Genomic DNA, 12,059 nt, shown 5'->3' with positions numbered 1-12,059 from the left:
CAACATCGCCACCGAAAGCACCGCTGCGAGGAAGCCGACTGAGCGTGAGCAGATGCCGAGCAACAGTGCGGAGGCGGCGATACCCAGAAACGTGGCTGCCACGTTACTACGTGGGGAATGACCGAAGGCGAGGGCCAGCAGGAGAAGGGCCGCGGATGCGCGCAGCAGCAGAAGTCCAACTCCGCCAACACCAGCGGGGTATGCACGCGTCGAATGTTTCATCTGAGACTAGTTAGTCGAACACAGCATATTGAAGAATAGCCATATGGGCTACGCTCACATCACCTATTTGGGAGGGTGCCACGTTGGCCCGCCGTGGTAACAGGATAGGCAATGCGGTTCCGCCGCGTTGCATGGTGGGTGCAATGTATTCTGCCCGAGGTAGGCTATTCCTGATCGTCCTGTCGTGTGTGGCATTGCTAGCACGCCCTGCGACTGCTCTGCCTTCCGACATCGCGATCTCGCAATACAAGCATACGCGCTGGACCGTTGATGATGGTCTGCCAGGTGCGGTCAACGCGTTGGCCCAGGGCAGGGATGGGTTTTTGTGGGTTGGCACGAGTGAAGGCCTGTTTCGTTTCGACGGGCTCAGCTTCGCGCCTGTGTTGCCTGACCGTCAGATCGGCGACCGATCATCGGTCACCGCTGTGCTGGTGGCACGGGACGGGAGCGTTTGGGTCGGCTACGCGGCAGGTGGTATCGCCCGATACTCGGGGGGCGTTCTCCGTGACACCAACCTCCCCCGACCTACGGAGTTCGTCCAGAAGCTGCGTCAGGGGCGGGACGGCGCGATCTGGGGCCTCCTGGGCCGCAGCGATCACCAACTCGTGCGATTTGTCGGTGGCAAGTGGGAGGAGGTGGGGAGCGGTTGGGGTCTGCCGGTCGAACAGGCATACGACTTGTTCGTCGCGCGCAGCGGAGCGCTCCTCTTGAGCACGAATTACGCCAGCTTCCTGCTGCGTCCGGATAGCCGCCGATTTGACCGACTGCCTTACAAACCAGTCGGTCACGCTGCGTTCGCGGAAGACGCGGCCGGAAATATCTGGGTGGCGGATCAGGCCGGCGCTCGTGCCCTGGGCAGGGCGATGACGTCGGTCTCCTACCCGGCACCCTATGGACCCCGAGGCGTGCGCGCCTTCTTCGATCGGGATGGCAACCTTTGGGGCAAATCGTCGGAAGCTGGCATCTACAAGGTGCGGCATCCCACCGTGGGGGGTGAGCGCACGGCTGCCGCCGCCGCCGCCAAGGTTGACACGCTTCGCGAGATCACATCGCTCACAGCCGATCAGGTGAGAGCGATCATCGAAGACCAAGAGGGCAGCATCTGGGTGGGCACGTCGCGAGGGCTCGAACGGTTCCGTGCCCCAGCCGTCATAACGGAGCCGCTTTTGACCAAGGTTCCGATGTTCGGCACCGTTCTCCTAGCTCCCTCGACGGGCGACGTGTTCCTTGGGCAGCAGGATGGCGTCTATCGTGTTCGGCATCACGGAGCCCCGGAGCGAGTGCTCTCCGACATGGGCGAAGCCGAGGCGATGTGCGAGGCGCCGGACGGCACGGTCTGGATGGTCATGCAACGGCGTATCGTGCGCTTTGGAAGTGGCAACGCAGGCGAACTGGCCAAGCCGACATCCCGCCAGCCCATCACCGATTGCGCCGTCGACCGCCGAGGGACGCTCTTTATGACGGCGGTGGAGGGGCTCTTCAGGCGTGCAGCCGGTTCTTGGACCCTGTTGCCGGTTGGAGAGCGCGAACAGACGGGCGGTGCCATGCCCATCGTCCGACGCCGCGATGGCAGCTTGCTCTACTATCTCTCGGTGCAGTCGCTACGGCTTTATGACCATCCGCGCTACGTCGACTTCACTATCCGACGTCCTGGCGCCTTGCGCCAACTCAGGACCTTCTACGAAGTGCCTGGGTCCATGCTGCTCGGCGGCGGCTTCGGCTTGGCGAGATGGCGAGGGAACAGGGTCAGTTTTCTTAGCGTTGCCAGGACGCCGGCTTTCGGTTCCGTGACCGGAATAGTTTCGACACCCAACCGCGAGACTTGGCTAATCGGGCGTCACGGCATCGTGCGGGTCGCTACCGCGGCGCTCGAGCGTGCTTTCGATGATCCAGCGCGCGCTCCGCCCGTCACCGTCTTCGATTTCCGAGATGGCGTGCCCGGTCTCGTAATTCGTGATGGGAAGCGGGACGCAGTCCGGGGCGGGGATGGCCGCCTTTGGTTCGCCACGTCCGGGGGCACGGTTTGGATCGACCCTGCCCGCCTCCCCCGCAACCCAGTCCCGCCGCCTGTCGTGATCGGATCGCTGGAGGCGGATGGACGGACCTTTACCGATCCGGTCAATGTCGTCCTGCGGCCTGATAGCGCCCGCGTCACGATCGGTTTCGCCGCACCCAGTTTGCGCATCCCCGAACGGGTTCGCGTCTTTTATCGCATGGACGGTGCAGACGATGGCTGGCTCGCGGCCGGATCTGTCCGCCGTGCCACATACACCAACCTGGCACCCGGCACCTACCGCTTCCAGGTCGTGGCCGCCAACGACGATGGTGTATGGAACCGTTCTGGTGCGACGTTGAAGATCACCATTCCGCCGACGTTCCGTGAATCGTCCTGGTTCGTGGTCCTGTGCGCGGCGATCACCGCGTTGATGTTGTGGGCCGGCTATTCGGTTCGCACACGCCAGCTTACGGCGCGGGTCCGCGACCGCCTTGAGGCCAAGTTGGCGGAACGCGAGCGTATCGCTCGGGAACTGCATGATACCCTTCTGCAAGGGTTCCAGGGACTGGTCCTGCGCTTCCAGTCGGTTGCCAATCGGATGTCGGATCACAGCGACAGCGCCCTGCGGGCATCGCTGGACCAAGCACTGGAGCACGCCGAGAACGTGTTGGACGAAGGCCGGGTCCGTGTGAGCGACCTCCGATTCGCAGGGAACGACGCGGATTTCGCAGCCAGTATCACTGCGCTGGCCGGCAAACTCGGTGGACACTCCAGCATCCCGACCACTGTCACCGTCGAGGGTCACGTGCGGGCCCTCGATCCAATGGTACGCGAGGAGCTGCTCCGGATCGGTGAGGAGGCGATTGCCAACGCGATGCGCCATTCCGATGCGACGCGGATCGAGGTCGAGGTTTTCTACGACACTCACATGCGCCTTTGCGTCCGGGATGACGGGGCGGGCCTTCCTCCAGACATCGCCAGGCGCGGTGAGCGCCCCGGACATTTCGGCCTTACCGGCATGCGCGAGCGGGCTGAGCGAGCCGGTGGGCGCTTTGAGCTCGCAACCTCCCCAGGGCAAGGAACTGAGATCTGCGTTTCCGTGCCGGATCGTCTTGCGTATCGCACCGGGAAGCGCAGTATCGCAGAACGCTTCAAGGAGGTTTTCAGGTAGGCCTATGGCAGCCATTCCATCCTCTTCGGGGCGTCCCATCCGCATCATGACCGTGGACGATCATCCGGCGCTTCGCGACGGCATCTCCAGCATGGTCGAGCACGAGCCGGACATGACGTTGATAGGTGAGGCCGCGAACGGCATTGAGGCGGTGGCGATGTTCGCTGGCCTCAGACCCGATGTCACCCTCATGGACCTGCAAATGCCATTGATGGGTGGCATTGAGGCTATCAGCCGGATCCGAGAAACCGCGCCCGGCGCGCGCATCATCGTTCTCACGACCTACGAAGGTGATGTGCAGGCGGTCCGGGCGTTGAAGGCGGGCGCGGCGAGCTACCTGCTCAAGAGCGCGCTCAGGCGCGAGCTTTTGGAGGCGATCCGCACAGTTCATTCGGGCCGAAAGTTCCTTCCGCCGGCTATTGCGCATGATATCGCTGTCCATTCGGCGGACGACTCACTGACGGCACGCGAGATCGCGGTGCTTCGACTTGTCGCGGAGGGCAAATCGAACAAGACGATTGCTTGGGATTTGACGATATCGGACGATACGGTGAAGGCGCACTTGCGAAGCATCTTTTCCAAACTCGACGTCAACGACCGCACTCATGCGGTGACCGCAGCCCTCAGGCGGGGCGTGATAGATCTCTGATCGGCGACCGCACTCGGCCTTGAGACATGTCCTTCGGTGTAACAGTCCACCGCGGCCATGCCGTGTCTCCTGTGTATTATCGCGATTTGTTCAGCGGATCACACCGGCCTGGTATCGAAAAAGGCTTCGAAGGTAATCAATCCAGAGCGTTTGTCTCGATTGGCCGGAGTTTCCGCCAGCAGGCCGTTGTCTCTCACCCACCGCATTCTTCCCTCCCCCAGCACCGGGGGCTCCGGTATCGGGCGGACTACATGCCGCAGTCGAACCGGCACCCCATGCCGACCAGTCGCTTAGCAGATCAGCCGTCGTCAAGGTGATCGTCGGAATCGCAAGGCCTGCTGATGGGCCGCCCGGACGAGTGTGAACGCCTCGGGGCTGCCGGCGCTGCGCGGCGGCATCAGGTGCGCTTCGCTTGCTTCGCCTTGGCGTCGGCGAGCTCGATCCACACCGGTGCGTGGTCGCTGGTCTTCTCCCAGCCGCGCACGTCGCGATCGACCTGCGCATCGACTAGGCGGTCGGCAAGCGCCGAACTGAGCAGTAGATGGTCGATCCGCAGCCCGGCGTTGCGGCCATATTCGACGAAGATGCGTCCCTTGCGCTGCGCTCTGGACGTCGCGGCGGTGAAGTTGTCGGGATCGCTTTGTGCGACGGCGCGTACTAGCCGAATGCCGCCTCCGGACGGCTGTCGGGGAGGGAGCGCGACGAGCCTGCCTGATGATGAAGCGCATCGAATATCCGTGCCCAATCCGCGACTGGGCACGAATATTGACGATGCGACTACCTGTTGAGCGCTTCCGCATTCACCGACGCATCGGCGATCGTCGTCAGATCCTCGTCGGTCTGCGACTCCTCCTGGAGCGTCTCATCGAGCAGGGCGACGGCATCCGGCAGGCCAAGCACGTTCGCCCAGCGCTTCAGCGTGCCGTAGCGGGTGATCTCGTAGTGTTCGACCGCCTGCGCAGCGGCAAGCAGGCCGGCATCGAGAGCGACGTTGTCCTTGTATTCGTCCATGATCTCATCACCCTCGGCGAGGATGCCTTCGATCGCGTCGCACGTCTTACCCCTCGCCGGCTTGCCGATGATCTCGAACACCTGCTGAAGCCGCTCGATCTGCCCCTCGGTCTGGTCCTTGTGCTTCAGGAATGCCGCCTTGAGCTGCGGCGACTGGGCGGCGCGGGCCATCTTGGGCAGGGACTTCAATATTTTGCGTTCGGCATAGTAGATGTCGCGCAGCGTATCATGAAACAACGTCTCGAGTGTCTTCTCAGCCATTTGAGCCTCCTCAGGTTAAGATGCCTAAGCTCACGCTGATGGTTATGGTTCCAGCGCACGATGGCGAGGACGAAAAACGCCCGTCTGCAGGAGGGCAGGGGCGCCGCTACGCGGTATTCAGGACCGTCGGATGCAATGACCAAGGTTCGGGCGCGGGGTCTCCGTCCTGTCTAACATGGTTCGGCGATCGCGCTGCCGCTCCGGCTCGACCGGTAGCAGTCTCCGTTCATGTCTCATCTTGTCCGTAGCACCTAACCGCTGCGATTTATTCAAAAGGAATTTTTATGCGCTTGCCCATCATCTCCGCGTCGATCTGTTTGGCAATGGCAGCCTCAGTTTCTCCGGCCACCGCTTCGGGCGATGGCGCATGGCGGGAGTTCAATGCCCGCGTGACACGGGCGTGCGTGGCGGCCAGCGGCATTCGGAACTACCGCGCCTCGACCATCGTGGGTTTCGACGACCGCATCGGGACGGTGGCCATGCTGGTATCTGACCGGACCCGGGGCTCTTCGATGTCGAAGCTCTGCCTTTACGACAAACGTTCGAAGCGTGCGCAGGTCGACGACGCCGAGATGTGGTCGGCACCGCCGCAGGTCCGCTGACGCGGCAGTCTCGGCGGGCGGACAATCGCTTTGCGCGTAGGGCGGCCGGCGTTTCAACGTCGTCTTCGGTGGTCGTCGGTCGTCTTCGGTGGTCGTCGGTGCCTGTCAGATCCAGATGTCGTCCATCGCGATGGTGAGGCGATCGACGTCGCAAGGCCTCCGTTGAGGTTCGTTTGTCTTCGGACTCTGGCTCGCGTTGGCACCTTGGCCGATTACTGTCGGAACCGCCGGGGTCCGGCGAATGCGCCACGACCGCTGGCGACCGGTCTAGGCGGGATCAGCACAGCGTATTTGCGGAGATCGTGCGCGGGAGATGGTCGATCCCCTGTCAACGGTCACGTTGCGACCAACCGAAGATAGCTCGATTTTACCGCAAGCGCCATGATTTCGGCCACATCGTCCTGAATGGTCGCAAAGTGTTGCTCAGCGTCTCGTGCCGTCTGGAGCCCATCGGTATCCTGACTAGGCAGGACCCGGTTTGCCCCATTCAGGCGGGCACGATGCCGCCGCCGCGGTGCCATGCGGCAAGTAGACTTCAGCTATCCGAACGGAACGTGTTCCAGCGGATTGCGGTGGGCCTTTCCGCGGGGCCTGATCGACGCACTCTCCTATTGCGCGCCATCGTCGTCTCAGAACGGATCTGCAGATGGCGGGCTTCCTCGTCGTCGGATTCGATGATCAAGGTTCGGGCGCGCGGTCTCCGTCCTGTCTAACATGGTCCTTCGCCCCAATCCGTTCGCTTCCATCCTGCCGATGTCCGCCTGGATAACGATGCGGATGCCAGTCTCCGCAATGCTCGACCTCGGATGGCGACCGCTAGCGAGCCGATCGACTGCGTGAGAATCGAGTAACCGTGACCCAGACGCCCAACGGGGTCGCGTGAGAAAGCAAACTGATGGCGGCCAACAATGCTTGGACGTTCTGCACAGACGGAAACGATCACTTGAAGGGCTACTCCGATACAATGATGATAGAGAAGCGGAACGGTTCGACCTATGTTCCGGCCATCGATGGACTGCGCGCGATTGCGATAATCGCCGTAGTCGTGTTTCATCTCCAGAGCGATTGGCTGCCAGGAGGGCTTGCCGGGGTCGACATCTTCTTCGTCATCTCTGGCTTCGTCGTGACGCGCTCGATGGTGTCTCGCCCGCATACCGGTTTCGTTGCCGCGGTTGCCGATTTCTATGCGCGGCGCCTCCTCCGCATCATGCCGCCGCTGGTGGTGATGCTGCTTTCAACGTCCTTGGCATACTGTCTGTTCGTCCCTGACGCTTGGCTCAGCGGCGCCGTCAAGGACACCGCGCGGGCAGCGTTCCTAGGTTTGAGCAACGTCGTGCTGGGCAACAATTCGGATACGTACTTCTCACCGGGTGCAGCCCTGAACCCTTTCACGCACACCTGGTCGCTTGGTGTCGAAGAACAGTTCTACCTGATATTCCCATTCCTGTTTGTCTGGGCGCGGCGGGGCACCGAGGCCAACCCGCCTCGGCAGATGGGAAACTGGGCGGTGTTTTTCGTCACCATGGCGTCACTCCTGACGTGCGCCATCCTAGCGTTTCACGACCCGCTGCATGCCTTCTATTCGATCGCGTCCAGGTTCTGGGAGCTTGGGACCGGCATGTTGTTGTGCCTCGCGATGCCATATTGGAGGGGCCGCCTTGCTGCGGCGGATGTCGCAACGGCCAAGACGATCGCACTGGCGGGCGCGGGACTAGTCTGTGTGGCGCTGGTCAGCCCGTCCGGTCCGACGTTTCCCTTTCCCATGGCGATGGTGGCGGTCGCCGGCACCGCGGTGCTTCTAGCCGTCGTGAGCGCGAGGCCTCACGGGGTCATCGCGGCTGCGTTGCGCACACCGATAAGTCTCGCGGTCGGCCGTGGTTCCTACTCGATCTACCTCTGGCATTGGCCGGTCATCGTTCTGTTCAGTTGGACGATCGGCATTGACCAAACCGTGCAGAAGCTGAGCGCCCTGTGTCTTTCGCTGATGCTCGCATGGGCTTCATATCGGATGATCGAGCGCCCGATCCGGCGTAGCCCTGCTTTGGCGAAGATCTCCGGCGGACGCATGGTCCTTGCTGGTCTTGCGGTGATCAGCCTGTCCTTGGGATGTGCCGCCACGATGTTTTCGCTGAAAGGGCGCATCTCCCTCAGCCGCACCGCCGACCAAAGCGTCTGGTTCGCATCCAACGGCAATCGGCATGTGGGTCCCCCATCTCGGTATGACGTCGAAGTGCGACGCGACAAGATGTTGGCCGGAGAGGTTTCTCGATGGGTTCCGACCAAACCGTCGGGGCATCAGGTCTTCGTGATGGGGGATTCCCATAGCCTGACCTATTATCCGGCCCTTCGTAGGTTCGCAGAGGATACAGGGGCCACCGTCAGCGCCTACTTCGTCCGCAACTGCTCATTCCTACCACTCTCGGTCCCAATGTCCGAACTGGTGGAGTGTGACCATCGTTTCTACGCTGCGGCGTTGATCGATATCCAGCGACGAGGGAAGTCGGGCGACGTGGTCTTCCTGCCGAACTTGCGGATGCCGCGCTTCGTAGATCAGATGGGGCCTGTGCCCGGAAGCGATGCGCTCGGATTAAGGCCGGACGCATCGGCGCGCTTGAGGCGTCGACGTGCCACCGCCGAGGCTATTCGCACTTTGGCGCCGCTCTCACGCCGAGGCTTCCGAATCGTGTTTGAAAGCCCCACGCCGGTTTTCCGCTCGGTCGCGCTTCGGTGCTCCGATTGGTTCAACCACTCTAACCCGGTCTGCGAGAAGGGTCCCTCGATCGCCCGTTCGGACCTCGACATCCTCCGCAATCCACCTTTGGCTCAGATGAAGCAGGTGGCTGATGCCTTGCCTAGCGTGCGCGTCTGGGACGCTTTCGACCTGCTTTGCCCAGGGCGTCAATGTTCGGCGTTCCGCGGGCTGCTTCCGCTTTTCATGGATGGAGATCACCTAAGCGGGTACGGACAGCAGTATCTGTATCCTCGCTTGAAACGCGAACTTTCACCGGGTTGACCAGCACTGCGCATGCGGAGGGGCGGCCGCCAGGACGTTCGTAGATGGCAGGCTCAATTGGCTTTTGCATCGTTTTCATGGGCCGATACGTGGGTGGCCCCGCGAACTCGATCGACCTTGGTGGGTGCGCTCTCGTGCCCATCGACGGCTGAGACAGGCGCTTATGGAAGCCGCAGAGGCGCCGCCACAAGCACCGTGCATGCGTGCGGCGATCTAGCGATGGAGCCGGTCGAGCTTTAAGGTGAAGGAGATGCCATTGCTGTTCTCACGGACCTCTGCGGCCTGAGGAAAGGCATTGGCGTTTGCCAACGGCGTGGCCAGATCCCCCTTTTTCAAGTATTCCTGAGTAACCGATAAATTATAGGATGAGGTGTTAGGAAGAGTTTGGCCATGAGCTTCACATATTGAAAAAGCGCAAACCACCGCGATTTTACTGACGTCGATATAAGGGACCGTTTGAAGGGAAAGTGCTATGCTTCTCTCGGCTGGTGCGGCCCACGAAGCATCTCTGGTTTCCGTTAGAACAGTCTTGCCGCTCAAGCGCCCTGTCGTAGGTCGGGGATCGGCAACGATGACTTCTGGACTGTGCGTTTGCTCTTCGATCCTGGGTGCAAACGACGCCAAACGTTCAACGGGGGATGCAACTGAGTTTTGGAGCTGACCGGCTTGCACAACCAGAACATCGGGTGAAGGCCCATCGCCCGATCCATCGGACTGCAAGTATATTGTTAGAGCTAGGCAAGCCACGCTGGCGATCCCGGCGCTTACGAGGCTGGCTGTGCCTTTGCGGAATCTCATGCGACGATCTTTCTTTGGGGCGCCACGCAGGCGGCAAAAAAGTGCGCGCGAACGGATGGCGTTCGCGCGCACACTTAAGCATATGTTGTAAGAACCCACGGTTCTTAGATTAGTGGCAACAGGTCCTTGTGCTCCAGAGTGCGAGGCCTCTAGCACTCTTGATTACAACGTTTCCGTCATCCTGCACCAATAGTGTCGCGCCAGGATGACCACCCGTATTGGTTGACCAGATATCTGTATAGGTGTCGCCGGTCGAGGGGCCGCCATACACGACAAAATTTCCGTCGCCTTGTAGGACCATGGTATTTTTATACCATTTATTCGGATAAGGGTGATCCTTGTCTATAGTTACGAGATCCGGAGTCCAAAGGACTTTTAAAGAGCCATCCGCGTTTTGCTGATATAGGACGAGATTTCCATCCGTCGTTTGGAGAACCAGGAAAAATCTCCTGTCTTGGGAATATACCCGTGTGCCCTTGGGTATCCATGTGTCCCCGGCCACTGGACTTGTCTTTTCTGGAACCTGCGCATGCGACGGCAAAGGCGCCATGGAAGAAAATGCGAACAGCGCGAATAACGCGAATTTAGTCCCTTTTATCATAGATTCCCCCGTGATCAGCTGGCCCGCTGACATATTTCGTTGAACCGTAGCTTGTGGCCAATCAGGAGACGTAGCGGCTGTGAAACTGCCTTGGCTTTTGGTGCCGAACGAAGCCAATAATTTGGCTACGCCCCGTTACCCGCCACGGGGGAACGTCGACTCTGTGCGTATGGTATCGCACTTCGGATAGCCTTTTCCGCGGGACGCCGGAGCTTAACGATTAGCGCCATGTGCATCTGTGCGCCGTCAAGAAAGCGCGGCCGAGGGGGCGAGCATCGGGGCGCCGATCCACACGATCGAACGTGGACGTGCAGCAATCACATGGCGCGCGCTATGATACGATGACGAGGGGTTCCCTGTCGGGTTGGGGCATGTTCCCCCGCCGCCGAACGCAAGCCCGTGAACAACATCGCCGGGCTGTTGGCTGACAATCCCAGGCTTTCTGATCAGGCGAACTAGTGTCCGCTCAGTATCAGTTAGGCCCGGCTTCTTAACCGCGGGACGCGCCGCGACGTACCGCCTTAACCTCCCTCTTGCCCATGCGCTTGCCGCTTATCCGCGCGACTTCGCCGAGCGGACGTTCAAGCAGATCGAGGGCTTCGGCAGCTACGGCTTCCCGGAGAGCCACGCGGCGAGCTTCGCGAAGATCTGCTGGGTGAGCTGCTGGATGAAGCACCACCACCCGGACGTCTTCTGCGCGTCGCTCATGAACGCCCAGCCCATGGGCTTCTACGCGCCCGCGCAGATCGTCCGCGACGCCCGCGCGCACGGGGTGGAGGTGCGGCCGGTCTGCGTCAACGCCAGCCGCTGGGACTGCACCCTGGAGCCGACCGGTGGCCGATGGCTCGCCGTCCGGCTTGGGCTGCGGCAGGCGAGGGGGCTCGCCAACGTCCACGGTGCCGCCATCGTCGCGGCGCGCGGCGATGTGCCGTTCCAATCGGTCGAGGAGGTATGGCGCCGCGCTGGCGTGCCGCGGGCCGCCATCGAGCGGCTGGCGGAGGCCGACGCCTTCCGATCGCTCGGACAGGATCGTCGCCAGGGCCTGTGGAAGGTGCGCGGGCTCGGCGATGCGCCGCTGCCGCTGTTCGCCGCCGCGGACGAGCGCGAGGACGTGTTCAGTCCTGAAGGCGTCGAGCCCGATGTCGCGCTCGCCGCCATGACCGAGGGGCGCGAGGTGGTCGAGGATTACCGCTCGCTCCAGCTGTCGCTGCGGGCGCATCCGCTGGCCTTCCTGCGCGCGGACCTGCGCCGGCGCGGCATCGTGACTTGCGCCGAACTCGCGGGCATCAAGGACGGACGGCACGTCGAGGTCGCCGGCATCGTGCTGATCCGCCAGAAGCCAGGATCAGCCAAGGGCGTCCTATTCATCACCATCGAGGACGAGACCGGCATCGCGAACGGCATCCTTTGGCCGGACCGCTTCGAGGCGCAGCGCCGGACGGTGATGTCGGCGGCGATGATCGGGATGAAGGGGCGTGTGCAGCGGGAGGGCGAAGTCATCCACGTCATCTGCGACCGCATCGTGGATCACGGGCCGCTGCTCGGCCAGGTCGGACAGATGGCGTTTCCGCACCAGACCGGCCGCGGCGACGGCGCGGCGCACCCCGGTTCCCCCGATCGCGGCGATGCCGGATGGAAGTCGGCCGCGCGGGACATGGCATGGCCGCCGCAGCCTAACGCCGTTGCGCCGCACCACGGGCTTCGACTCCAGACCCGCGACTTCCGGTAGGCGATC

6 protein-coding genes and 2 pseudogenes are annotated in these 12,059 nt (G+C 62.1%); 5 read left to right on the top strand and 3 right to left on the bottom strand.

Going from position 1 to position 12,059, the window contains the following annotated elements; genetic code table 11:
• The first annotated feature begins 365 nt into the window (after window positions 1–365).
• Both U1739_RS05855 and U1739_RS05850 read left to right on the top strand, forming a co-directional pair.
• A complete protein-coding gene (locus tag U1739_RS05855; protein ID WP_332705013.1) occupies window positions 366–3,389 on the top strand; it encodes a sensor histidine kinase in 3,024 nt (1,007 codons plus the stop codon).
• A gap of 4 nt (window positions 3,390–3,393) precedes the next feature.
• Entirely contained in the window at window positions 3,394–4,038 is a 645-nt protein-coding gene (locus tag U1739_RS05850) for a response regulator (RefSeq protein ID WP_332705011.1), read from the top strand.
• A 397-nt stretch (window positions 4,039–4,435) separates the two neighbouring features.
• Here the strand turns inward: U1739_RS05850 and U1739_RS05845 are convergent.
• Both U1739_RS05845 and U1739_RS05840 read right to left on the bottom strand, forming a co-directional pair.
• Window positions 4,436–4,606: pseudogene (locus U1739_RS05845) on the bottom strand (exodeoxyribonuclease III); the annotation flags it as partial.
• Window positions 4,607–4,815: 209 nt separating this feature from the next.
• The gene (locus U1739_RS05840) at window positions 4,816–5,310 is read right to left on the bottom strand and encodes a YciE/YciF ferroxidase family protein (protein WP_332705009.1); all 495 of its coding nucleotides are present in this window, start codon (window positions 5,308–5,310) and stop codon (window positions 4,816–4,818) included.
• Between the two features lie 284 nt (window positions 5,311–5,594).
• Between U1739_RS05840 and U1739_RS05835 the strand changes: the two genes are divergently transcribed.
• Together U1739_RS05835 and U1739_RS05830 are read left to right on the top strand one after the other, a co-directional pair.
• A complete protein-coding gene (locus tag U1739_RS05835) occupies window positions 5,595–5,912 on the top strand; it encodes a hypothetical protein (protein ID WP_332705007.1) in 318 nt (105 codons plus the stop codon).
• A gap of 895 nt (window positions 5,913–6,807) precedes the next feature.
• A complete protein-coding gene (locus tag U1739_RS05830) occupies window positions 6,808–8,925 on the top strand; it encodes an acyltransferase family protein (protein ID WP_332705005.1) in 2,118 nt (705 codons plus the stop codon).
• A gap of 213 nt (window positions 8,926–9,138) precedes the next feature.
• Here the strand turns inward: U1739_RS05830 and U1739_RS05825 are convergent, their stop codons facing one another.
• On the bottom strand, window positions 9,139–9,465 hold the full coding sequence (locus U1739_RS05825) for a hypothetical protein (protein WP_332705003.1): 327 nt from the start codon (window positions 9,463–9,465) through the stop codon (window positions 9,139–9,141).
• Between the two features lie 1,412 nt (window positions 9,466–10,877).
• Between U1739_RS05825 and U1739_RS05820 the strand changes: the two are divergent.
• Window positions 10,878–12,053 (top strand): annotated as a pseudogene (locus tag U1739_RS05820) (helix-hairpin-helix domain-containing protein); the annotation flags it as partial.
• Window positions 12,054–12,059 lie beyond the last annotated feature (6 nt).

The sequence above is a fragment of the Parasphingomonas puruogangriensis genome (assembly GCF_036663635.1).
Lineage (GTDB): Bacteria > Pseudomonadota > Alphaproteobacteria > Sphingomonadales > Sphingomonadaceae > Sphingomonas.
This window is presented reverse-complemented; position numbering and strand designations above follow the sequence as displayed.

What these genes read in the sequence shown, in the direction of transcription:
- U1739_RS05855 (WP_332705013.1), top strand. Translation starts at nt 366, where the DNA reads ATGTATTCTGCCCGAGGTAGGCTATTCCTGATCGTCCTGTCGTGTGTG.
- U1739_RS05850 (WP_332705011.1), top strand. Translation starts at nt 3,394, where the DNA reads ATGGCAGCCATTCCATCCTCTTCGGGGCGTCCCATCCGCATCATGACC.
- U1739_RS05840 (WP_332705009.1), bottom strand. Translation starts at nt 5,310, where the DNA reads ATGGCTGAGAAGACACTCGAGACGTTGTTTCATGATACGCTGCGCGAC.
- U1739_RS05835 (WP_332705007.1), top strand. Translation starts at nt 5,595, where the DNA reads ATGCGCTTGCCCATCATCTCCGCGTCGATCTGTTTGGCAATGGCAGCC.
- U1739_RS05830 (WP_332705005.1), top strand. Translation starts at nt 6,808, where the DNA reads ATGGCGGCCAACAATGCTTGGACGTTCTGCACAGACGGAAACGATCAC.